The organism is Streptococcus sp. 27098_8_69, from assembly GCF_041432445.1.
Taxonomy (GTDB): domain Bacteria; phylum Bacillota; class Bacilli; order Lactobacillales; family Streptococcaceae; genus Streptococcus.
The window spans coordinates 25,057-47,875 of the sequence record NZ_JAPVZO010000009.1 but is presented as its reverse complement, the minus strand read 5'-3'; the positions used below and the strand labels follow the sequence as shown (position 1 = coordinate 47,875).

Here is a 22,819-nt window from a genome sequence, read left to right as displayed (position 1 = left end):
TATAACAATGAATAGAACGAAAAACCCAACTCTTGAACACATTGTCAGAGTTGGGCTTTTTTATTTTTCAACGATTTTGTGGGCAATCACTTGACGATAGCAGATTTGACGATTTTCTTTGGTATCGCTGATGATTTGCAGGATGGTTTCAAATGAAGTACGTCCCAGAGAGAGGCTATTGATATCCACATAGGCCGCTAGGTTTAATCTTGGATTAACAGAATCAAAGCTGAGTACAGGGATATTGAGATTGTGATCGTTGAGATAGTTACAAACACCTTCAGCTAAGAGGCTATCTGTTGTAATGATGGCATCAGTTTGAGGATCATGTTTGAAGAGACGTTTACTAAATTTATATCCCTTTTCTTCAAGAAATTCATCTGCAAAGAAGGTACGTTGACTATCAAGAGGAAGTTTGTGTTCTTGAAGGGCTTGTTCGTAACCTGTTAGACGATCCTGCGTAACGTAGAGTTTCTTGGCTCCACCGATGAAAGCGATTCGATTACATCCTTTCTTAATGAAGTATTCGGTTGCATCAAAACCAGCTTGAATATTATCGTTGTCAACAAGCGGAATAAAAGGGGACAAGGATTTTCCAAGGATGAGGAAAGGAAATTGCTCTTCTGAGACTAATTTTACCAAGGGGTCATTTTCTTGGGCATACAAGAAGATAAGACCGTCTACACGCTTTCCATAGACCATCTGTGAAATTGCATTTAAGCGTTCTTTTTCATCTTTTCCAGTTGCAATCTGGATGGCATAGTGATTTTCTGAAGCAACTTGTGCAATACCGCGTAGGACAGAAGGAAAGAAAGGATTTTGATAGAAGGCATCGGAGTCGTCTGGAAGAACTAAACCAATGACCTGCGTATAACTACTAACCAAGCTTCGGGCATTGAGGTTAGGATGATAATTGAGCTCTTTCATTGTCTTTCGAACTCGTTTTTTAGTCTCATCGCTAATGGTTGATTTATTTTGAATAACACGGGTTACGGTTGAGGGTGAGACCCCTGCAGCCTTGGCCACGTCTTTAATCGTAACAGGCATAATAATCTCCTACTTATGGTAGTCTGGATCACGGAAATGCGTTTTGTAAAAGATAGTGACCAGGTATAGAACAAATAAAATGTTTTGAACAGTAATTAAAGTTGCCATATTTTGGCCTAGGAGACCGAGAATCATGGCAAGTAAGGTTGGTAATCCTAAACAGTTCAAAATGAAATGATAGCACTCTTTATAGGTTTTAAATGAAAAGAGACGTGATTTTTTCGTAAAGTAGAGCAAGAGGCTAGAACCTAGAGCAACGATGAAAAAATTAAGTCCGAAGAGGAAGCTAGAACCTAATACAAGAAAGAGACTAACATAGACACGATTCTGTTGATACCAGTCTTTAGAAATGTCTTGTGTTAAGCTTTCCTTACTTTGGAAACTCTCAGTCGTGATCGCATGATAGCGAATGCTAGTCAATTCTTTTCCTTGCTTACTGATGACGAGCTGCTCAGGTTCAAAGTTAAGAAGTAATTCCTCAGGAAAGTCTGAACTAGAAGCGTCTCCGATTTGAACAGAAGCTTGATGAGGGGTTGAACCAGTGTAGCTCAGCTTCCCATTATTAATCTGAGTATTCGCAGCTAAATCTTGTACGACATCGTCCGTCAGAGGAGCGTAGACATCATCGATGAAGGTTTCTAAAGGATAGGTGTCCTGAGAGCTGTTTTGGATGGCAATAGGCACCATAGACAAACTAATCAAGAAAATACTGGTAAAAATCAGTTGAAACCAGTTTAGACCAAAACGATGAGAGAGGGGCTTACGAAATCCCCATACACTATTAAAATAAGAAAATGGATATGGTAACATAAATCTCTTTCTATAGGCATTTTTCTATATGAGTATTATATAGAGAAATGTGTTTTATTTCAAGCAGGGGAGACGCATCCTTGTTAAAAGTAGATTTTTAATAAAAATTGTCAACTAACCATGAGGGGGATTTTCAATAAGCTCTTGTTTTTCACTAGACTATCTAAGTACAAGTTTAACAATGAAAAAGGGTGGCGGGGGTATATTACCCCTTGTCGCCACCGCTTGTAAGTCCTGAAACGAAGTTCTTTTGTAAGAAGAAGAAGAGTGTACAGATTGGAAGAGCGATGAGGATAGCACCTGCTGAGAAGTAGGCAATCTTCAAGTTCTTCGCATTGTTGACGAAGGTTTGGAGACCAACGGCAACTGTAAAGTATTCTTTCTCACGAAGCAAGAAACTAGAGAGGATGTAGTCTCCGAAAGGTCCCATGAAGGCCCAGAGTGCTTGTACCGCAACCATTGGGCGAACAAGAGGGAGAACGATTTGCCAGAAGCGGCGGAAGTGTCCTGCACCATCCAGTTTTGCAGATTCATCGAGAGACATTGGCACGGTGTCAAAGTAACCTTTCATCAACCAAGCGTTCATAGGGATACCACCACCGACATATAGGAAGATGAGGAACCAGCTATGGTTAAGGGCATTTAACATGAGGGCCATAACGAAGAAGGCAGTCAAAGCAGCCATTGTTGGCACCATTTGGATAATCAAGAAGAAGACCAAACTTTGTTTACGAGCCAAGAAGTTGTAACGGCTGTAAGCATAACCAGCAAGCACGATAATACTTGTCTGAACGACCATAGTGATCAAAGCGATGATCAAAGTATTAAGGTACCATGTACCGTATAAGGTTTCTGTAAAGAGCCCTTTGAAGTTATCAAGACTAAAGTTGACATTGCTGTCGAGTTTAAAGGCCACAACGTTACCAGCCTTGAAGGCAGACATAATCGTGATTAAAAGAGGATAGATAATGACGATTGAAAGTCCGATCAAGTAGAGGTAAGTGAGGGTTTGAGTCAGTCTACGTTTTAGTTTGATTGAGTTATTCATCTTAGACGTCCTCCATATCAAATGCGTGTAGTTTCTTGAAGGCAATCATAGAAATAGAGATGACGATGATTGAAATAATCAAGGTAACGGCAGCTGCCATAGAGTATTGTGGAGCTGTACCGGTTGTCAAACGGTAAATCCATGAGATCAAGATATCGGTTGAACCAGCTCCACCACCGACACTACCAGGACCACCGCCATTGAAGAGGTACATGATAGAGAAGTTGTTGAAGTTGAAGGTGTATTGGCTAATCAAAGTAGGCGCCGCAACAGCCAAAATCATTGGGAAAGTGATGCTACGGAATTTTTGCCAAGCGTTTGCACCGTCGATATAAGCTGCTTCATACAAGTCATTTGGAATAGACTGTAGGATACCGAGAGTTAGGACATAGATATAAGGGAATCCAAGCCAACCTTGCATCATAATCAAGGCAACCTTAGTCCAAGTTGGATTTGTCTTCCAAGGGATAAGAACGCCATCTAAGAAAGGAAGAACCTTAGCAAAAAGTGGCAAAACTTGAGTGTTGATAGCTCCGACACTATCGTTGAACATGTTTGAGAATGTCAAGATAGTGATGAAGGCTGGGACAGCCCAAGGTAGAAGGAAGATAACACCAAAGATACGTTTTCCTTTGATGAATGGTTGGTTAGCAATAATAGCTGTAAAGATACCGAGTACAATTTGCAAAGTAGATGCAGACAAAGCCCAGATAATAGTCCAAGAAAGAACAGAACCGAAGGCTGAACGGAAGGTACTCAAGCTCCAGATATTTGTGAAGTTGGTCAATCCAACCCAGTCCAACAATTTATTAGGTGGTAAATGTTGGAAATCATAGTTAGTAAAGGCGATCATCAAGGTTACAATAACTGGGAAGATGATGGCAAATGTCATGGCAACGTAAGATGGGATAATGAGCAAGTATGGGAATCCATTTTCATAGATACCTTTAATCATATCCTTAAGTGTCAATGGGACAGGAATGCCATTATTGATACGTTTTGCAATGGTATGAGCATCTTTAATATTGAGAATATAAAATGCTAGATAAACAATTACAAAAATAGAGTGAAATGCACCACGAATCAACATAAAGAGAGAGTTGTCACGGCCAGGTTTTTCACCGAGTGTGATCAAGTTGCTCAATTCAGGTGCTGCAAGTACTATAAAATAGAGGACAAAAGCTAATGTTACAGCAAGGAAGATAAAACCTTTGGCTTTTTGTTTGTTATAGATTTGCCCCAACCCAGGAATCAATGAAAGCAAGGCTGCTTTTCTTGGTTGTTGTTCCATGAGTACTCCTTTCATAAGATGTGAACGTCAAGCTGAGTTCTGTTAATATCTAAAAATCAAGGGGGATAAGTTTTAAATCCCCCTTGAATCAATCAATTAGTTACCAAATTTTTGTTGGATTGTTTCTTTGATCAATGTTACAGCATCATTTGCAGCTGTTTTAGCATCTTTCTTACCGCTTACAGCGTCAAAGAGCATTGTTTTAGCTGGGTCCCAAACTGTTGACATTTGAGAGATGTTTGGCATTGGTTGAGCGTTCTTGAACTGTTTGATAACAGCAGTAGTCAACTCATCGTTTTTACCTTCAGCGTAAGTACGAGCTTCAGTGTTAGCTGGGATTTCGTTTGTTGCATCGTAGAATGCTTTTTGTTGGTCAGTTGAAACAAGGAAGTCTACGAATTTTTGAGCTCCTTCAAGATTTTTAGTGCTTGATGGGATGATCCAAGCTTTACCACCACCAAAGGCTGCGTAGTTTTTACCGTTTGGAAGAGTTGGGATAGTTGCAACACCGTAGTTTACTTTAGCATCTTTGAATGCTTGAGCTTTCCAAGGTCCATCAATGATAGCAGCTGTTTTACCTTCTTGGAATTGAGTTTGGATCAAGTTTCCAGCACCTTCAGTATCTTGCATACCTTTAGGCCATTTGTCATACCAAGTTTTAGCGTAGTTGATACCTGCAATAGCACCATCGTTAGCAAGACCAATATCTTTAGGGTCTTTACCGTTTTGTCCAAACACGTAGGCACCATTACCAGCAAGAAGTCCATATGCGTAGTAGAAGTTAGTCCAGTCAGCTAGGAAAGCAGTAGTTTTTCCGTCTTCACCAGCGAAGGCATATTTGCTATCTTTAGCAAGTTCTTCCAAGTCAGCAAATGTCTTAGGAGCTTCTTTCACTAAGTCTTTGTTATAGTACATAACAAGTGACTCGATAACGGCTGGAGCCCCATAAACTTTACCACCAACAGTTACAAGAGATTTAGTAGTATCGTCTGTTTTAGCACCGTCACTCAAAGTAACTTCTGAAAGTTGTCCGTCAGTACCAAGGCTACCTACACGGTCGTATGGTGCCATCATGACGTCAGCAGCTTTACCTGATTGGTTATCAAGTGAAAGATTGTCAAGTCCACCTAATTGGTCCCCTGTTTTAATAGTAACTTTTACACCAGCTTCTTTTTCGTAAGCTTTGGCAGCTGATTCTGCAAAAGCTTTATATTGATCTTCAACGTAGAAAGTGATTTCTTTCGCTTCTGATGAACCAGAGTCAGCAGTTTTATCAGCAGTTTTGCTTCCACAAGCTACTAAAAGTAAGCTAGCAAGAGTAGCAGTACCAAGTACAGCTGCGCTCTTCATGAATTTAGTTGACATAGTGTATTCCTCCTAAAGAATAACAAATTTTGATTTCAAGGAAACGCAAACGTTTTCTCTTATGAACTTAGTATAGCACAAACAGAAAACGGTTGCAAGCGTTTTTTTGAAAAAAATTTAAAAAGCTTGTAACTGGTTAATCTCTAAAATTGGTTATATAATAGGAAGGAAAGGATGAAATCATATAAATTTCAATTCAAGAATAATTTAAGGGAAACGTTTGCATAGTTTGTAGATGTTTTTGTAGAGGTGAAAAAATAAGAATATAGTTTTTTAAAAAAGCTATAAAGTAAATAAATTGAAAAGTTTTTTGTTGAAACGCTTGCATTTATTTTAGAAATGGGTTATACTTTAGTTAGCGCAAACGTTTGCGCTTGTAAAAATGAAATATTTAACTACAAACACTTGAGGTGCTATTATGAAAAAACGTCAAAGTGGTGTGTTGATGCACATCTCATCACTTCCAGGAGCTTACGGAATCGGATCATTTGGTCAAAGCGCCTATGATTTCGTTGACTTCTTGGTTCGTACCAAACAACGTTACTGGCAAATTCTTCCTTTAGGAACAACCAGCTACGGAGATTCTCCTTATCAATCTTTCTCAGCCTTTGCTGGAAACACTCATTTCATCGATTTGGATATCTTGGTGGAACAAGGTTTGTTGCAAGCAAGTGATCTTGAAGGAGTTGATTTTGGTAGCGATGCGTCTGAAGTTGACTATGCTAAAATCTACTATGCACGTCGTCCTCTTTTAGAAAAAGCGGTGAAACGCTTTTTTGAAGTCGGAGATGTTAAAGATTTTGAGAAATTTGCTCAAGACAACCAATCATGGCTTGAACTCTTTGCAGAGTATATGGCTATTAAAGAGCATTTTGACAACCTTGCTTGGACAGAGTGGCCAGATGCAGATATTCGCGCGCGTAAAGCTTCAGCACTTGAAAGCTACCGTGAACAATTGGCAGACAAACTTGTTTACCACCGCGTAACTCAATATCTCTTCTTCCAACAATGGTTGAAATTGAAAGCATACGCTAACGAAAACCACATCGAAATTGTGGGGGATATGCCAATCTATGTTGCTGAAGATTCAAGCGATATGTGGGCAAATCCACACCTCTTTAAAACAGATGAAAACGGGAAAGCAACTTGCATCGCAGGATGCCCACCAGATGAGTTTTCTGCGACTGGTCAGCTTTGGGGGAACCCAATCTATGACTGGGAAGCAATGGATAAAGATGGCTACAAATGGTGGATCGAACGCTTGCGTGAAAGCTTTAAGATTTACGACATCGTGCGTATCGATCATTTCCGTGGATTTGAGTCTTACTGGGAAATCCCTGCGGGTTCTGAAACAGCAGCACCTGGTAAATGGGTGAAAGGGCCTGACTACAAACTCTTTGCAGCGGTTAAAGAAGAACTTGGTGACTTGAACATCATCGCAGAAGACCTTGGATTCATGACTGATGAAGTTATCGAACTTCGCGAGCGTACTGGATTCCCAGGAATGAAGGTCCTTCAATTTGCCTTCAATCCAGAAGACGAAAGTATCGACAGCCCACACTTGGCAACAGCTAACTCTGTTATGTACACAGGAACACATGATAACAACACTGTTCTTGGTTGGTACCGTGATGAGATTGATGATCCAACTCGTGAGTACATGGCACGCTACACAAACCGTAAAGAGTACGAAACAGTGGTGCATGCTATGCTTCGTACAGCCTTCGCATCAGTAAGTTTCATGACGATTGCAACTATGCAAGATTTGCTAGAGTTGGATGGTTCAGCTCGTATGAACTTCCCATCTACTCTTGGTGGAAACTGGTCATGGCGTATGACAGAGGAACAATTGACTCCTGCTGTCGAAGAAACTTTGCTTGACTTGACTACAATTTATCGCCGAATTAATGAAAATTTGGTAGAATTAAAGAAATAAGACATTATCAGGAGACACAAAAATGTTACCATTAAAAGAATTTGTACAAAATCGTTACAATAAATCTATCGCAGAATGTAGCAATGAGGAGCTTTACCTTGCTCTTCTTAACTACAGCAAACTAGCAAGCAGCCAAAAACCAGTGAACACTGGTAAGAAAAAAGTTTACTATATCTCAGCTGAGTTCTTGATTGGTAAACTCTTGTCAAACAACTTGATTAACCTTGGTCTTTATGACGAAGTTAAAAAAGAACTTGCTGACGCAGGTAAAGAGTTGATCGAAATCGAAGAAGTAGAATTGGAACCATCACTTGGTAATGGTGGTTTGGGACGCTTGGCAGCCTGCTTTATTGACTCAATCGCTACACTTGGATTGAACGGTGACGGTGTTGGTTTGAACTACCACTTTGGTCTTTTCCAACAAGTTCTTAAAAACAACCAACAAGAAACAATTCCTAACGCTTGGTTGACTGCCCAAAACTGGTTGGTTCGCTCAAGTCGTAGCTACCAAGTGCCATTTGCACACTTTACATTGACATCTACTCTTTACGATATCGATGTACCTGGTTACAAAACAGCTACGAAAAACCGCTTGCGTTTGTTTGACTTGGATTCAGTTGATTCATCTATCATTGAAGATGGCATTAACTTTGACAAGACAGATATCGCTCACAACTTGACTCTTTTCCTTTACCCAGACGATAGCGACAAACAAGGTGAATTGCTCCGTATCTTCCAACAATACTTCATGGTTTCAAACGGTGCACAATTGATCATCGATGAAGCAATCGAAAAAGGAAGCAACTTGCATGACCTTGCTGACTACGCAGTTGTACAAATCAACGATACTCACCCATCAATGGTGATCCCTGAATTGATCCGTCTTTTGACTGAACGTGGTATCGAACTTGATGAAGCAATCTCTATCGTTCGTAGCATGACTGCTTACACAAACCACACAATCCTTGCTGAAGCCCTTGAAAAATGGCCTCTTGAATTCTTGGAAGAAGTGGTTCCTCACTTGGTACCAATCATCAAAGAATTGGACCGCCGTGTTCGTGCTGAATACAAAGATCCAGCTGTTCAAATCATTGATGAAAACGATCGTGTACACATGGCCCACATGGATATCCACTATGGATACAGCGTAAACGGGGTTGCCGCTCTTCACACAGAAATTTTGAAGAACTCTGAGTTGAAAGCTTTCTACGATCTTTACCCAGAAAAATTCAACAACAAAACAAACGGTATCACCTTCCGTCGTTGGCTTATGCATGCTAACCCAAGCTTGTCTCACTACTTGGATGAGATTCTTGGACGCGAATGGCACCATGAAGCTTCTAAATTGGAAGACCTTCTTTCATACGAAGACAAGGCTGCTGTCAAAGAAAAATTGGAAAGCATCAAAGCTCACAACAAACGTAAATTGGCTCGTCACTTGAAAGAGCACCAAGGTGTGGAAATCAATACGAACTCTATCTTTGATATCCAGATCAAACGTCTTCACGAGTACAAACGTCAACAAATGAATGCCTTGTATGTGATCCACAAATATCTTGACATCAAGGCTGGTAACATCCCTGCTCGTCCAATCACAGTATTCTTTGGTGGTAAAGCAGCCCCTGCCTACACAATCGCTCAAGACATCATCCACTTGATTCTTTGCTTGTCAGAAGTAATTGCTAACGATCCAGCAGTAGCTCCACACTTGCAAGTTGTTATGGTTGAAAACTACAACGTTACTGCAGCAAGCTTCTTGATCCCAGCATGTGATATCTCAGAACAAATCTCACTTGCTTCTAAAGAAGCTTCAGGTACTGGTAACATGAAATTCATGTTGAATGGAGCTTTGACTCTTGGTACTATGGACGGGGCTAACGTGGAAATCGCTGAGTTGGTTGGCGATGAAAACATCTACATCTTCGGTGAAGATTCAGAAACTGTTATCGACCTATACGCGAAATCAGGTTACAAATCAAGCGAATTCTACGCACGTGAAGCTATCAAACCATTGGTTGACTTTATCGTGAGCGACGCTGTTCTTGCAGTTGGTAAGATTGAACGCTTGGAACGTCTTTATAACGAATTAATTAACAAAGACTGGTTCATGACTCTTCTTGACTTGGAAGACTACATCAAAGTGAAAGAGCAAATGCTTGCTGACTATGAAAACCGTGACGCATGGTTGGATAAAGTCATCGTTAACATTTCTAAAGCAGGATTCTTCTCATCTGACCGTACAATCGCTCAGTATAACGAAGATATCTGGCACTTGGACTAATACTCTTCGAAAATCTCTTCAAACCGCGTCAACGTCGCCTTGCCGTACTCAAGTACAGCCTGCGGCTAGTTTCCTAGTTTGCTCTTTGATTTTCATTGAGTATAAGATACGAAATTTTATAGTTATTACATATCTAGCAAAAAAGCGAGTTTCAATTGAAATTCGCTTTTTTTAAATGTTATGGATTTGAGGTTGACTGATCTCAAAAGAAAAAATAATTTGTCAATAATTTCTAGACTTAAAAATCAGACCTAGAGGACACTAAGAAGGTTGGTTGTACTACCTTTAAGCCTAAGATTCTTCTTAGCTGTTACCTCAAATTTCTTGTATTCGTTTACAAACAGTATTATAATAGTATTGTAGTAAAGAAGGAGGATGTTCTTATGTGGAAAAAATATTTTTCAAAATATAAATGGACGGATTTATTTTGGATTCTTTTGCTAATTTGGTCATGCCTTTATATGGGCAATAGCACTTCCTTTCCACTGACTCATCAAGAAATCTCTTTTCATGGATGTTGTTATGGGGCATCACTTGCCTTATATCACTTGCTATTTATTGATAAATTTGTCATTTCAAATCGAAAATAAATGGAGAGGTCAAAATGTTTTATACTGTTCGGAAAGACAGTATAAAATCGTGTTTTAAACCCGCATCTCAAGAAGAGGTGTGGGCTTTGTAGTATCTCAAAAATTTATTTATAGTGCTTTTCCGACCAGAATCTCTGCTTCGATAGTAATTTCTGTCAACTGACTCCAGTCAATCTTGCTCTGGTCAACGTGAAAGAGGAGGGGGGTCATGCTGAGCAGGGCTTGGCGTTGCTCTGCTGTGATAGACTTGGTCAAGGAAACAATCTGACTAGATTGGATGCTGAAGTGTTCTTGGAAGTGTTCTTTGATATCTTGGTTTGAATAATCCTTCTTTGTCAGCTGATCCTGTACCATCTGACGGATTTCCTTGAGGTGGTTCTCAGTAGGAATGACCTTGATTAAGATGCCGTCCTTTGATAAGACTCGTCGGAATTCTCCGTAGTTGGCAGGTGAGAAGATATCAAGCAAGATATCCATGCTGGCGTCTTTTATAGGAAGGCGAGCCAAGTCGCCAACAAACCAGTTGACTGCCCAGTTGGGTTCACTCTTGGCAGCGATTTGGACTGAGTCTTTTGAAATGTCAAAGGCATAAAAGGTTTTTTCAGGGTGCACTTCTTGGAGTTTGCGAGAGTAGAAGCCTTCGCCACAGCCGATATCTAAGACTGTTTTTGCGGATGGTTTGGTTGCTAGTAAGTCCGAGATGTCTTCTAAGATAGCCTGATAAAAGCCAGCTTCTAGGATTTGCTGGCGATTTTGAAAGTTTTCTTTGTCGTAGTTGGTGGATTGCTTGATCTGAGGTGCCAGATTGACATAGCCGAATTTTGCAAGGTCAAAAGAATGGCGATTATCACACTTGAGACTAGTTTCTACCAAGGTGAGTTTTTTTTGGCAGATAGGGCAGGAAAAGGCAGTCGCAGAAGCAAAACGCTGGAGTTTTGGTTTGAGGTTTGTATTCATAGTTTAAGTGTATCAAAAGAGGCAAATGAAAGCAACTTTAGGAATAAGTAGATGGGAGATTCAGTAGAAATAAAACTAATTCTCCAATTTATAGAATAAAATTGCTTTTATATCTAAATTTCTATATAATAATGATAAGGAGGAAATAAGTATGTTAAAAGAAGTATTAACCGTTGCAAAAGTTGCGAAAAAATCATCACTCTTTTTGGGTGGTGTCGCATTTGGTACCCTTGGCTTGAAAATCTTAGCAAGTAAGGAAGCTAAAAAAGGTTATTCTAAAGCTTTGGCTAAGGCTTACAAGTTGAAAGACGGGCTAGATGCATCTGTTTCTGTTGTGAAACAACATGGAGACGATGTCTTGCAAGATGCCAAATATTTGTACGAGCAAGAGAAAAAAGAAGAGCAATTAGATAGCCTTATAGGAGAATAATATGTCTTTTAAAGTGCTACATAGAGGATACCAACATATCCGACTATCATCTTCTTTTTCACTCACCTTGGATATTCAAGACTATCTTCGTTCCTTGGCGAGAGATGAAAAGGGGATTGAGTCTATCCAGTTTTACATGGATCAACAGCACTTTACTCTACGTATAAAAGAAGGCTTTTCTGTATTAGATAATGCAGAAGCCTTTTTAAAAAGAATTGATAAAGGGAAAGTTTCTGAGTTGATGACTCTTCCCATTCGTAGAGAAGAGAGTGCTTATTCTATTGTTTCAGGTGCAGCGATTAAGCGTATACTTTTTCGTAGTTTTGTGCCGTATCCTATTCGCTATATATGGACTTGTTATCAGGCTTTTGGCTATATTAGAGAAGCCTATCAAACACTAGCGCGTAAGGAACTAACGATGGAGGTCTTGGACTGTTCGGCGATTTTATTGTCCTTGTTTATGAACCAATCCAAGACAGCTAGCAATATCATGTTTATGCTTGATTTGGGGAATCATTTAGATCAGTGGTCCTTGAAAAAAACTGCAACAGATTTAGAACAAAGCCTTCTTGCAAAAGAGAGCGATGTATTCTTAGTACAGGGCGATACGGTTGTTAGTATCAAGAGTTCCGATGTTCAAATAGGAGATGTCTTGGTCCTATCTCAAGGAAATGAAATTCTGTTTGATGGACAAGTAGTTTCAGGTTTAGGTATGGTCAACGAAAGTTCCTTGACGGGAGAGAGTTTTCCAGTTGAAAAAAGAGAGTCTGATTTAGTTTGTGCAAATACAGTATTAGAAACTGGAGAGTTACGCATTCGTGTAACCGATAATCAGATGAACAGCCGGATTTTACAACTGATTGAGTTGATGAAGAAATCTGAAGAAAACAAGAAAACGAAACAACGCTATTTCATCAAGATGGCGGATAAGGTCGTCAAATATAATTTCTTGGGGGCTGGGCTGACTTACCTATTGACAGGTTCTTTTTCTAAGGCTATTTCTTTCCTATTGGTCGATTTCTCCTGCGCTTTGAAAATCTCTACTCCTGTAGCTTATTTGACAGCTATCAAGGAGGGGTTGAATCGTGAAATGGTGATTAAGGATGGAGATGTTCTGGAGAAATACCTGGAAGTTGATACTTTCTTGTTTGATAAGACGGGAACAATCACAACTAGTTATCCTATAGTTGAAAAGGTGTTACCTTTTGGGGACTATAGTGAGGAAGATATTCTCAGAATCAGTGCCTGTCTTGAGGAACACATTTATCATCCTATTGCTAATGCCATCGTCAAGCAAGCTGAGATAGAGGGGATTGAACATGAGGAAATGCATGGGAAACTCCAATATATTGCAAGCAAGGGGATCAAATCTCATATAGATGGGCAACCAGTTCTTATTGGGAATTATGTCTTGATGCAGGATGAGCAGATTCATATCAGTTCAGAACAAAATGCTTTAATTGAAGAGTACAAGAGTCACTACAATCTCTTATTCTTGGCTTATCAGAATGAATTGATTGGAATGTTCTGCATTCATACTCCTTTGAGAAAAGAAGCAAAAGCAGCCTTGGAGAAACTTAAGGCACAAGGGAAAAAATTGATTCTGGCAACAGGGGACACCTTGGTTAGAACAGAGGAATTAGTCAAAGATTTGCCCTTTGATCAGGTCTATACAGACTTGAAACCTGATGGAAAATTTGAGTTAGTAGAGGAACTGCAGAAAGCAGGTCACACTATTTTGATGGTTGGAGATGGCTTGAATGACTCAGCGGCTCTAACCCTATCAGATATCGGTGTGGTGATGAATGAGAGTGCAGATATTTCTAAGCAGATGAGTGATATCTTATTGCTAGATAATCGCTTGGATTTCTTCCAAGAGTTGGATTCGCTATCATCATCTTTGCAAACACTCATCAAGAAGAATATTCAAGATACCGTTGTCGTAAATAGTAGTTTGATTGGCTTTGGCTTGTTTAATTGGCTCAGTCCTTCAAATCTCTCTATCTTACATAATCTAACAACCTTGCGCATTGTACTGCGTAGCCTGTCTATTAAGGCTAGATAGATGAAAGTTATTAACAGCAAAAAGGAGTTACCTTTCTCGAGGGTAACTCCTTTGTTTATAGGTAAATGTTGAACAGTTTAGTAAGTCAATACAAAATATTTTTTCTTCCCACGGCGGATAACGGTCAGTTCGTTCTCTAACTTATCTGCGTCACTCAAGACATAGTCAAGGTCTTGGATGCGGTCGCCGTTGACGTAGATAGCTCCGTTTTGGACGTCTTCACGGGCTTGGCGTTTTGAGTTAACTACACCAGATGAGACGAGCAGTTCCACGATATTGTGGTTTTCATCTGCTTGAACTTGGTAGTTTGGCACTCCACGAAGTCCTTGTTTGAGTTCTTTAACAGAAAGGTTTTTGATGTTTCCTGCAAAGAGTTGTTCAGTGATGTTGAGGGCTTCTTTGTAAGCTTCTTCTCCGTGAACAAGAGTCACGACTTCACGAGCGAGAATTTTTTGAGCCAAGCGTTCGTGTGGCGCTGCTTCAAATTGTTTACGGATTTCTTCAATCTCATCAAGTGACAAGAAAGTAAAGATTTTCAAGAAGCGAACAGCGTCTGCGTCCATAACGTTCATCCAGAATTGGTACATTTCATATGGGGAAGTCTTTTCAGGATTGAGCCAGACTGCGTTTCCTTCTGATTTACCAAATTTCTTACCAGTTGCGTCTGTGATGAGTGGAACAGTGATTACGTGACCAGTCTTATCAGCCTTACGACGAAGCAACTCTGTACCAGCAGTCATATTTCCCCATTGGTCAGAACCACCGATTTGGAGGGTTACATTGTGCTCTTGGTTAAGGACAAAGAAGTCATACCCTTGCATGATTTGGTAGGCAAACTCAGTGTAAGAAATCCCAGTTTCAATACGTTTCTTCACAGACTCCTTGCTCATCATGTAGTTGACAGTGAAGTATTTTCCGATATCACGGAGGAAGTCAATGAAGCTGATGCTGCCAAACCAGTCGTAGTTGTTGACCATGACAGCTTTATTTTCACCATTTTCAAAATCAAGAAAGCGAGAAAGTTGTCCTTGGATAGACTTGACCCAGCCATCTACTGTGTCTTTTGTTTGGAGACTACGTTCAGCATCTTTGAAGGACGGATCTCCGATGAGACCTGTAGCACCGCCAACGAGCGCATAAGGTTTGTGACCTGCTAGCTGCAAACGACGACTTGTCAAGATAGCGACAAGGTGGCCTAGGTGAAGGCTGTCAGCAGTTGGATCGTAGCCAGTATAATAAGAAACTTGACCTTCTTCTAGGGCTTTACGCAAAGCTTCTTCATCAGTCGTTTGAAAAATCAAACCACGCTCTTTTAGCTCATCAAAAATGTGCATGTGTCTTTTCTCCTTTTTAAAATATTGTTTCTACCTATTTTACCACAAACTTGGCAAATAACCTAGTAAAATCGGGAAGAAAGTTGCTTCTTGGACTTTTTTGGAAACGAGTGAAATATGGTATAATAGCACTAGCTTATACTCAATGAAAATCAAAGAGCAAACTAGGAAGATAGCCGAAGGCTGTACTCGAGTACGGCAAGGCGAGACTGACGTGGTTTGAATTTGATTTTTGAAGAGTATTATTTTCAGAGAAATAGATAAAAACAGTTAAGAAAGGGGCTGAAAGATGTCTCATATTATTGAATTGCCAGAGGTTTTGGCCAACCAGATTGCGGCAGGAGAAGTGATCGAACGTCCTGCCAGCGTAGTTAAAGAGTTGGTTGAAAATGCTATCGATGCTGGTTCTAGCCAGATTATCGTTGAGATCGAAGAAGCTGGTCTTAAGAAAATCCAAATTACCGATAATGGTCACGGGATTGCACACGATGAAGTAGAGTTGGCCCTCCGCCGTCATGCGACTAGCAAGATTAAGAATCAAGCTGATCTTTTTCGGATTCGGACCCTCGGTTTTCGTGGTGAAGCCCTGCCCTCTATCGCTTCTGTCAGTGTTCTGACTCTTTTGACAGCAGTGGATGGAGCAAGTCACGGGACCAAGCTAGTGGCTCGTGGGGGAGAAGTAGAAGAAGTTGTGCCTGCGACCAGTCCTGTTGGGACCAAGGTTTGTGTGGAGGATCTCTTTTTCAACACACCAGCTCGTCTCAAGTATATGAAGAGCCAGCAGGCAGAGTTATCTCATATCATCGATATCGTTAACCGTCTAGGCTTGGCCCATCCGGAGATTTCCTTTAGCCTGATTAGTGATGGCAAGGAAATGACACGGACAGCTGGTACGGGTCAACTGCGTCAGGCCATTGCTGGTATTTATGGTTTAGCCAGTGCCAAAAAAATGGTTGAAATTGAGAATTCTGACCTAGACTTTGAAATTTCTGGTTTTGTCTCATTGCCGGAATTGACACGGGCTAATCGCAACTATATCAGCCTCTTTATCAATGGCCGTTATATCAAAAACTTCCTACTCAATCGAGCTATTTTAGATGGTTACGGCAGCAAGCTCATGGTGGGACGTTTTCCACTAGCCGTTATTCACATCCATATCGATCCTTATCTGGCGGATGTCAATGTGCATCCAACTAAGCAAGAAGTGCGAATTTCCAAGGAAAGAGAGCTGATGGCGCTAGTTTCAGAAGCTATCGCAAAGAGTCTCAAGGAACAGACCTTGATTCCAGATGCTCTGGAAAATCTTGCCAAATCTACTGTTCGTAATCGTGAAAAAGTAGAGCAAACAATTCTCCCACTTAAAGAAAACAATCTCTACTACGAGCAAACGGAAGCAACAAGCTCTATTCCAGCTGAGGTTTCAGACAGTCAAGTAGACTTGACTGGAGAGAAACAGGATTTGAACCTCTTCGCCAAGGAAACCTTGGATCAGATGACCAAGTCAGCCAAACTGCATTTTGCAGAGAGAAAGCCTGTCAGCTACGACCAACTAGATCATCCAGAGTTAGATATGGCTAGTTTGGATAAGGCTTATGACAAGCTGGAACGAGAAGAGTCTTCTAGTTTCCCAGAGTTGGAATTTTTCGGGCAGATGCACGGCACCTACCTCTTTGCCCAAGGTCGAGATGGGCTCTACATCATAGACCAGCATGCGGCCCAGGAGCGGGTTAAGTATGAAGAGTACCGTGAAAGCATTGGCAATGTTGACCAGAGCCAGCAGCAACTCCTAGTACCTTACATCTTTGAATTCCCAGCAGACGATGCCCTTCGTCTCAAGGAAAGAATGCCTCTTTTAGAGGAAGTGGGAGTCTTTCTAGCAGAATATGGTGAGAATCAATTCATCCTTCGGGAACATCCGATTTGGATGGCAGAGGAGGAAATCGAGTCTGGTATCTATGAGATGTGTGATATGCTCCTTTTGACCAAGGAAGTTTCGATCAAGAAATACCGAGCAGAGCTGGCCATCATGATGTCCTGCAAGCGGTCTATCAAGGCCAACCACCGTATCGATGACCACTCAGCTAGACAGCTCCTCTATCAGCTCTCTCAATGTGACAACCCATACAATTGTCCGCACGGACGTCCTGTTTTGGTGCACTTTACCAAGTCAGACATGGAAAAGATGTTCCGTCGTATTCAGGAAAATCATACTAGCCTCCGAGAGCTAGGAAAATACTAATACTCTTCAAAAATCAAATATAAACTGCGTCAGCCATACCTTGCATAACTCAAGTTATGCCTACGGTTAGCTTCCTAGTTTACTCTTTGATTTTCATTGAGTATAAATTGAAGGGAAAATTATGTACGAATATCTAAAGGGTGTTATTACCAAAATTACTGCTAAATACATCGTCCTAGAAGCTAACAGTATCGGCTACATTCTGCATGTAGCCAACCCTTATGCCTACTCAGGGCAAGTCAACCAAGAAGCGCAAATCTATGTGCATCAAGTTGTACGTGAAGATGCTCATCTACTTTATGGATTTCGCTCAGAAGACGAAAAGAAGCTCTTTCTCAGCTTGATTTCTGTATCAGGCATTGGTCCTGTATCAGCTCTTGCTATTATCGCTGCTGATGACAATGCAGGGCTTGTTCAAGCTATCGAGACCAAGAACATCACCTACTTGACCAAGTTCCCTAAAATCGGTAAGAAAACAGCCCAGCAGATGGTGCTGGACTTGGAAGGCAAGGTGGTTGTGGCAGGAGATGACCTCCCTGCTAAGACTGCTATTCCATCTAGCAACGACAACCAAGAATTGGAAGAAGCCATGGAAGCCATGTTGGCCTTGGGCTACAAGGCAACGGAACTTAAGAAGATCAAGAAATTCTTTGAAGGAACTTCTGATACAGCTGAAAACTACATCAAGTCTGCCCTTAAGATGTTGGTGAAATAGGAGATTTCTATGTCCAAACGCTGTGGCTGGGTTAAAATGAACAACCCTCTATATGTAGCCTACCACGATGAGGAATGGGGCCAGGCCCTCCATGATGACCGAGCGCTTTTTGAGTTGCTCTGTATGGAGACTTATCAGGCAGGTCTTTCTTGGGAAACGGTGCTCAATAAACGGCAGGCTTTCCGTGAAGCTTTTCATGGGTATCAAGTTCAAGCTGTTGCAAAGATGACCGATTCTGAATTGGAAGCTTTGATGGATAATCCAGCTATCATTCGCCATCGTGCAAAGATTTTTGCGACGCGTGCTAATGCTCAAGCCTTTTTACAAGTCCAGGAGGAATTTGGGTCGTTTGATGCTTATCTCTGGTCTTTTGTAGATGGAAAGACCATGGTCAATGATGTCCTTGACTACAGACAGGCTCCTGCTAAAACAGTCTTGTCTGAAGGGATATCCAAAGATCTCAAAAAACGTGGTTTTAAGTTCACTGGACCAGTCGCTGTCTTGTCCTATCTGCAGGCTGCAGGGCTAGTTGATGACCATGAGAATGATTGTGAATGGAAGGGTCTTAAATGATGTCTACCAAATATAAGGGAGTTCTGATTTTTGGGCTCCTATATACAATTCTCTTTGTGTTTGATGGCGTTAGATGGTTGGCTTCCTTGATGCCATCTACCATTGCAAATTATCTAGTCTATGTAGTATTAGCACTATACGGCTCTTTCTTGTTCAAGGATAGATTAATTCAACAATGGAATGAGATTAGAAAAACTAAAAGAAAATTCTTCTTTGGCGTCTTAACAGGATGGCTCTTTCTCATTCTGATGACTGTTGCCTTTGGATTTATATCAGAGTTGTTGAGGCAGTTTTTCGGGCTGGTCGGACAAGGTCTAAACCAGTCGAATATTCAAATTACCTTTCAAGAGCAACCACTACTGATAGCAGTTTTCGCCTGCATCATTGGACCTTTGGTGGAAGAACTCTTTTTCCGTCAGCTCTTATTGCATCACTTGCAGAAAAGTCTGCCAAGTTGGCTAAGCATTCTTCTGGTAGGAATTGTCTTTGCTCTGACTCATATGCATAATGTAAGTTTATCAGAGTGGGTCGGTGCAGTCGGATACCTAGGTGGGGGCCTTGCCTTTTCTATTATTTATGTGAAAGAAAAGGAGAATGTCTACTATCCCCTACTTGTTCACATGTTAGGCAATAGCCTCTCCTTTATTATTTTAGCTATCGGTAGTATGTGATGAAAATGCTAGTAACGATACTGAAAAAAGCTGAGATTTCTATCTCAGCTTTCTTTGTTATAGTCAAAGCGAATAACTTGCTCCGTTGCATCTACATGGGCGTGGACTCCAAAGGGGACGATAGCTCTTGGAGTTGCATGACCAACATTTAGATTATAGACAATCGGGATATTGCTGTCAATGATATCCAATAGTGCCTCTTTATAGTCGTCATAGAAAGTTTCATCCATAGGTTTTCCGACCAAGAGTCCACTGATGACCTCGAATATACCAGTTTCTTTTAAAGCCTGCAACATTTTTTTGAAATCATCAGGTTCAGGTTTTTCTTCACTTGTTTCTAGCAATAGAATCTTTCCTTCCCAGTCGGATAAGTCAGGGAAAAGTTTGTATTTTTGGCAGAGCTCCGTGCTGTCTGCGTATCGAGAGTTGTCAAAGATATCGTAGAGAGATTCGAGGCAACCACCGAGAATTTCTCCCTCAAACTGAGCATTTCCTTGCAATAAGTCAAAACCTGTATTTACATGACTGATACGAGCTGTTCCCAGGGCCTTTGGACTAAAGTCAATCCGTTCCTCATACCAAACGTCGCTAGGGCGGATTTCTGAGATTTTTCCAGTCTCAATCAATTCTTTAAAGTAGTGAAGGCTATAGGTTAGCATTTCTTTGTCTAATTCACAAATGTCTGCTAAAAAGGATTGCCCATAAAAAGTCTTGATTCCTAGTTTATGCAACATGAGATGGTTCATGGTTGTATCCGAGAAGCCAAGAAAAATCTTTTGTTTGATAACCTTTTCTAGTTGGTCATTTTCAAAAAGATAGGGTAATAAACGATAGGTATCGTCTCCACCGATGGCGCATAGGATCATGTCGATGCTATTATCAGAAAAGGCTTGCCTCAAATCCTCCGCACGTGCTTCAGGATGGTCCTTGATAAAGTCTAAGCCTTTTAACGAATGGGGCAAAAAGATAGGATTGAGTCCTAGATCCTTGAGACGTTGGACCCCCAAGTCCACTTCGTGTTTGACAAAGTCTTCTCCGATAATGCCACTAGACAAACTAACAATACCAATAGTAGAAACCATATCTCATCCTCCTAGAAATAAATTGATGCTATTGTATCACAAAAGAAGAGGAGAAACAACAAGAATTAGAATCAGAAAAAGGCTTTTAGATCACGAAAGTAAGCAAAAAAGCAACCGCTCGATGTGGTTGCTTTTTATAGTAGTTGCATTCTTATAGAGCAGTAAGGAAGGTCAGTCCGCCAAGGATAACCCCAGCCGAGTTTGGAATGATTAGAATCCAATCTTTTTTAGGCTCTTTTGTCCATCCATAAATGACCCAGATTAAGCAAGAGACTGCTGCTGATAAAGGTTGGAAAGGTTGAGCTTTATTTCCTTGTAAATTGGCAAAAATTTGGGGGATGTAGGCTATAAATACAATAATCCCAATAAAGGCACCAATTGAACCAACAATTTGATTAATTCTCTGTTTAGTCATATATATTTCTCCTTATTATTTTATTAGTATAACAGAAAAACAACTTGGATTCAAGGATAAAACCTCGGGATTCCAAGGGAAGACTTTACATTGAAGTAAATTTAGACAAAATGTCTATTTATGATTTTGACGAATCAATAAATGATTTGGAACTACAAAAAAAGTAGTCTGTCTACAAAACACACTACTTTTTTTGTTTATCTTAATATCTAGCTGGTCCTGCACTTGCGCTCTTAATGTTGAAACGTTTTTTGAGGTAGAAACGTAGGGCAAGGAGAGCTCCTCCAATCACCAATAAAACAAGAGGTGGTAGGCTAATATTGATTGCCTGTGGCAGGAAGTTACTCAAGAAGAGGATGAAGACCCATGCAAACATGGTTGCTAGCATGACCAAAAGTGACTTCCAGAATGGTGGGCGTTGGCTACGGTCAGCATCTGGACTATAGTAGCGATAGATAAAGTGGTAGAGAAGGTAAAAGGCAACTCCACCAAAGGCTCCTACGCAGATCAGTGTTACCAAGCCGTAGGCTACTGGTTGGTTTGAAAAGAGACTCATCAAGGCACTGACTACTGCAAACAATCCTGTGATGAAAAGAGCTGAATCCATCATCATCAATTTTGGATCGTCATTTTCCTTTGGATGTTCTTTTTCGTATTGCTCTTTTTCACTAAAGCTATGAGCCCAGTGAGTTGGTGCTCCGTAGATTGAACGAGCAGTCACACCTTTTGGTTGTTCTTCAAGGATATGAGGAATGACTTCTTCAAGGATAGCCTTGATTTCGGCGTCAGTTTTTCCATCCTTTAGAAATTGCTGGGTTGCAATGTGGATAAATTCTTGGTTTTTCTTGGTTAATTCTTTTAAATCAATCTGTGACATAATAACTCCTGTTAGAACCATTTTTTATGGATGAGGTAAAGAGTGAGAGAAACACTCATAGCAAAGGCGATAAAGACGATGAGCCAGAAAGCATGCGGTTCTCCGTTTAAAGGAATTTCATTATCCTTAAAGTTCATTCCGTAGGCTGAGAAAATCATGGTCGGGATGGACATAACGATAGTCACAAGTGCCAAGGTTTTCATGATATTGTTCTGGTTGTTTGAAATGATAGAAGCAAAGGTCTCTGTCATAGAGTGAAGGACGTTTCCATAGATGTCCGCCATCTCGATGGCCTGTTGCGTTTCAATCAAAGTATCTTCCAGTAAGTCTTCATCTTCAAGGTATTTCTTGATATTGCTAGTTGCGCTGGTCAATTTTTTAATCACGCGCTCGTTTGTCTTAAGTGAAGCTTTGAAGTAGACGATAGTCTTCTCCAACTCCATGAGTTCAATCAATTCTTCGTTTCGAGTAGATTTGTGAAGTTGACTCTCAATCTGCTCACTCTTACGTTCGATTGAACGGAGGGCAGTTAGGTAAATCTCCGCATTGCGGTAGAGGATTTGGAAGATGAAGCGCGACCGCATGAAGGTATAGAAATTGCGAAGTCTACGATTGATAAAGACATCAAGAAGTGGTAGAGACTCCAAGCAGGTAGTGATGATAGCCTCTTCTGTGATGATAATCCCCAAGGGAATAGTCACGTAGTAGGTCTGGTTATTTCTTTCCTCTGTGATTGGGACGTCTACGATAATCAAGGTGTACTCATCTTCGATGGTGATACGTGACATCTCTTCCGCATCGAGCGGTGCACGGAGATCGGCGATATCAATATCAAAGGCCGAGGCGATTTCCATCGATTCGCTTTGAGTAGGATTGACGAGATTGATCCAAGTGCCCGGCTGGAGCGTATCGATCTCTTTAAATTCAGTTGTTGTTGAGAGAAAGATCTGCTTCATATCTCTTATCCTTTCCTAATCTAATCCGTGTTGCAGTGATTTTTGACACCGTACTATTATACTACAAAATCGGCTTTTTTCAAATAAAATCTTACAAAAGTACCGTTGTTATTGGCTTTTTACTTTGTCTTGAAAAG

Annotated in this window: 20 protein-coding genes; 9 read left to right on the top strand and 11 right to left on the bottom strand. The window is 40.7% G+C overall.

What is annotated here, in order from left to right:
* Positions 1-60: 60 nt before the first annotated feature.
* From O3658_RS04665 to O3658_RS04645, 5 genes are all read right to left on the bottom strand, one after another.
* Complete coding sequence (locus O3658_RS04665; protein ID WP_281335257.1) at positions 61-1,047, bottom strand: LacI family DNA-binding transcriptional regulator; 987 nt, start codon at positions 1,045-1,047, stop codon at positions 61-63.
* Between the two features lie 9 nt (positions 1,048-1,056).
* Positions 1,057-1,857 (bottom strand): DUF1189 domain-containing protein, encoded by an 801-nt coding sequence (locus O3658_RS04660; RefSeq protein ID WP_371559616.1) that lies wholly within the window; start codon positions 1,855-1,857, stop codon positions 1,057-1,059.
* Between the two features lie 205 nt (positions 1,858-2,062).
* Complete coding sequence (locus tag O3658_RS04655; RefSeq protein ID WP_045613887.1) at positions 2,063-2,905, bottom strand: sugar ABC transporter permease; 843 nt, start codon at positions 2,903-2,905, stop codon at positions 2,063-2,065.
* 1 nt (position 2,906) lies between these two features.
* Positions 2,907-4,196 (bottom strand): ABC transporter permease subunit, encoded by a 1,290-nt coding sequence (locus O3658_RS04650; RefSeq protein WP_371559615.1) that lies wholly within the window; start codon positions 4,194-4,196, stop codon positions 2,907-2,909.
* Between the two features lie 96 nt (positions 4,197-4,292).
* Complete coding sequence (locus O3658_RS04645; protein WP_075232327.1) at positions 4,293-5,561, bottom strand: extracellular solute-binding protein; 1,269 nt, start codon at positions 5,559-5,561, stop codon at positions 4,293-4,295.
* A gap of 418 nt (positions 5,562-5,979) precedes the next feature.
* Between O3658_RS04645 and malQ the strand changes: the two genes are divergently transcribed.
* The 3 genes from malQ to O3658_RS04630 all read left to right on the top strand — a co-directional run bounded on the left by malQ (position 5,980) and on the right by O3658_RS04630 (position 10,368).
* The gene (gene malQ / locus O3658_RS04640) at positions 5,980-7,497 is read left to right on the top strand and encodes a 4-alpha-glucanotransferase (RefSeq protein ID WP_371559612.1); all 1,518 of its coding nucleotides are present in this window, start codon (positions 5,980-5,982) and stop codon (positions 7,495-7,497) included.
* Positions 7,498-7,519: 22 nt separating this feature from the next.
* Positions 7,520-9,778, top strand: coding sequence for a glycogen/starch/alpha-glucan family phosphorylase (glgP, locus tag O3658_RS04635; RefSeq protein WP_371559611.1), 2,259 nt, complete (start codon positions 7,520-7,522; stop codon positions 9,776-9,778).
* Between the two features lie 383 nt (positions 9,779-10,161).
* A complete protein-coding gene (locus tag O3658_RS04630) occupies positions 10,162-10,368 on the top strand; it encodes a hypothetical protein (RefSeq protein ID WP_371559609.1) in 207 nt (68 codons plus the stop codon).
* Positions 10,369-10,476: 108 nt separating this feature from the next.
* On the opposite strand, the gene O3658_RS04625 is transcribed toward O3658_RS04630, so the two are convergent.
* The gene (locus tag O3658_RS04625) at positions 10,477-11,325 is read right to left on the bottom strand and encodes a putative RNA methyltransferase (RefSeq protein WP_371559607.1); all 849 of its coding nucleotides are present in this window, start codon (positions 11,323-11,325) and stop codon (positions 10,477-10,479) included.
* 151 nt (positions 11,326-11,476) lie between these two features.
* Here O3658_RS04625 and O3658_RS04620 point away from each other — a divergent pair, with 151 nt between their 5' ends.
* Together O3658_RS04620 and O3658_RS04615 are read left to right on the top strand one after the other, a co-directional pair.
* Entirely contained in the window at positions 11,477-11,755 is a 279-nt protein-coding gene (locus tag O3658_RS04620; RefSeq protein ID WP_000910910.1) for a DUF6110 family protein, read from the top strand.
* A gap of 1 nt (position 11,756) precedes the next feature.
* A complete protein-coding gene (locus tag O3658_RS04615) occupies positions 11,757-13,820 on the top strand; it encodes a heavy metal translocating P-type ATPase (RefSeq protein ID WP_075227020.1) in 2,064 nt (687 codons plus the stop codon).
* Positions 13,821-13,897: 77 nt separating this feature from the next.
* On the opposite strand, the gene tyrS is transcribed toward O3658_RS04615, so the two are convergent.
* Positions 13,898-15,154, bottom strand: a complete 1,257-nt coding sequence (tyrS, locus tag O3658_RS04610; RefSeq protein WP_075227021.1) for a tyrosine--tRNA ligase — start codon at positions 15,152-15,154, stop codon at positions 13,898-13,900.
* 289 nt (positions 15,155-15,443) lie between these two features.
* Between tyrS and mutL the strand changes: the two genes are divergently transcribed.
* From mutL to O3658_RS04590, 4 genes are all read left to right on the top strand, one after another.
* Positions 15,444-17,393, top strand: a complete 1,950-nt coding sequence (mutL, locus tag O3658_RS04605; RefSeq protein ID WP_075227022.1) for a DNA mismatch repair endonuclease MutL — start codon at positions 15,444-15,446, stop codon at positions 17,391-17,393.
* Between the two features lie 121 nt (positions 17,394-17,514).
* Entirely contained in the window at positions 17,515-18,108 is a 594-nt protein-coding gene (gene ruvA / locus O3658_RS04600) for a Holliday junction branch migration protein RuvA (RefSeq protein WP_371559605.1), read from the top strand.
* A gap of 9 nt (positions 18,109-18,117) precedes the next feature.
* A complete protein-coding gene (locus O3658_RS04595; protein ID WP_371559602.1) occupies positions 18,118-18,681 on the top strand; it encodes a DNA-3-methyladenine glycosylase I in 564 nt (187 codons plus the stop codon).
* A complete protein-coding gene (locus O3658_RS04590; RefSeq protein ID WP_371559600.1) occupies positions 18,678-19,352 on the top strand; it encodes a lysostaphin resistance A-like protein in 675 nt (224 codons plus the stop codon). The genes O3658_RS04595 and O3658_RS04590 overlap by 4 nt, the downstream gene beginning before the upstream one ends.
* 44 nt (positions 19,353-19,396) lie before the next feature.
* Here O3658_RS04590 and O3658_RS04585 read toward each other — a convergent pair whose 3' ends face one another.
* The 4 genes from O3658_RS04585 to O3658_RS04570 all read right to left on the bottom strand — a co-directional run bounded on the left by O3658_RS04585 (position 19,397) and on the right by O3658_RS04570 (position 22,682).
* Positions 19,397-20,434, bottom strand: a complete 1,038-nt coding sequence (locus O3658_RS04585) for a S66 peptidase family protein (protein ID WP_371559599.1) — start codon at positions 20,432-20,434, stop codon at positions 19,397-19,399.
* A 151-nt stretch (positions 20,435-20,585) separates the two neighbouring features.
* A complete protein-coding gene (locus tag O3658_RS04580; RefSeq protein WP_004250486.1) occupies positions 20,586-20,849 on the bottom strand; it encodes a SemiSWEET family transporter in 264 nt (87 codons plus the stop codon).
* A gap of 202 nt (positions 20,850-21,051) precedes the next feature.
* A complete protein-coding gene (locus O3658_RS04575; protein ID WP_371559597.1) occupies positions 21,052-21,726 on the bottom strand; it encodes a DUF1129 domain-containing protein in 675 nt (224 codons plus the stop codon).
* Between the two features lie 11 nt (positions 21,727-21,737).
* Positions 21,738-22,682 (bottom strand): magnesium transporter CorA family protein, encoded by a 945-nt coding sequence (locus O3658_RS04570; RefSeq protein WP_371559595.1) that lies wholly within the window; start codon positions 22,680-22,682, stop codon positions 21,738-21,740.
* Between the last annotated feature and the right edge of the window lie 137 nt (positions 22,683-22,819).

Bases quoted from the DNA above. Each gene is read 5' to 3' on its own strand.
- glgP (WP_371559611.1), top strand. From the start codon at position 7,520: ATGTTACCATTAAAAGAATTTGTACAAAATCGTTACAATAAATCTATC.
- O3658_RS04625 (WP_371559607.1), bottom strand. From the start codon at position 11,325: ATGAATACAAACCTCAAACCAAAACTCCAGCGTTTTGCTTCTGCGACT.
- O3658_RS04615 (WP_075227020.1), top strand. From the start codon at position 11,757: ATGTCTTTTAAAGTGCTACATAGAGGATACCAACATATCCGACTATCA.
- O3658_RS04620 (WP_000910910.1), top strand. From the start codon at position 11,477: ATGTTAAAAGAAGTATTAACCGTTGCAAAAGTTGCGAAAAAATCATCA.
- O3658_RS04660 (WP_371559616.1), bottom strand. From the start codon at position 1,857: ATGTTACCATATCCATTTTCTTATTTTAATAGTGTATGGGGATTTCGT.
- ruvA (WP_371559605.1), top strand. From the start codon at position 17,515: ATGTACGAATATCTAAAGGGTGTTATTACCAAAATTACTGCTAAATAC.
- tyrS (WP_075227021.1), bottom strand. From the start codon at position 15,154: ATGCACATTTTTGATGAGCTAAAAGAGCGTGGTTTGATTTTTCAAACG.
- O3658_RS04585 (WP_371559599.1), bottom strand. From the start codon at position 20,434: ATGGTTTCTACTATTGGTATTGTTAGTTTGTCTAGTGGCATTATCGGA.
- O3658_RS04655 (WP_045613887.1), bottom strand. From the start codon at position 2,905: ATGAATAACTCAATCAAACTAAAACGTAGACTGACTCAAACCCTCACT.
- malQ (WP_371559612.1), top strand. From the start codon at position 5,980: ATGAAAAAACGTCAAAGTGGTGTGTTGATGCACATCTCATCACTTCCA.
- O3658_RS04630 (WP_371559609.1), top strand. From the start codon at position 10,162: ATGTGGAAAAAATATTTTTCAAAATATAAATGGACGGATTTATTTTGG.
- O3658_RS04595 (WP_371559602.1), top strand. From the start codon at position 18,118: ATGTCCAAACGCTGTGGCTGGGTTAAAATGAACAACCCTCTATATGTA.
- O3658_RS04575 (WP_371559597.1), bottom strand. From the start codon at position 21,726: ATGTCACAGATTGATTTAAAAGAATTAACCAAGAAAAACCAAGAATTT.
- O3658_RS04580 (WP_004250486.1), bottom strand. From the start codon at position 20,849: ATGACTAAACAGAGAATTAATCAAATTGTTGGTTCAATTGGTGCCTTT.
- O3658_RS04590 (WP_371559600.1), top strand. From the start codon at position 18,678: ATGATGTCTACCAAATATAAGGGAGTTCTGATTTTTGGGCTCCTATAT.
- O3658_RS04650 (WP_371559615.1), bottom strand. From the start codon at position 4,196: ATGGAACAACAACCAAGAAAAGCAGCCTTGCTTTCATTGATTCCTGGG.
- O3658_RS04665 (WP_281335257.1), bottom strand. From the start codon at position 1,047: ATGCCTGTTACGATTAAAGACGTGGCCAAGGCTGCAGGGGTCTCACCC.
- O3658_RS04645 (WP_075232327.1), bottom strand. From the start codon at position 5,561: ATGTCAACTAAATTCATGAAGAGCGCAGCTGTACTTGGTACTGCTACT.
- O3658_RS04570 (WP_371559595.1), bottom strand. From the start codon at position 22,682: ATGAAGCAGATCTTTCTCTCAACAACAACTGAATTTAAAGAGATCGAT.
- mutL (WP_075227022.1), top strand. From the start codon at position 15,444: ATGTCTCATATTATTGAATTGCCAGAGGTTTTGGCCAACCAGATTGCG.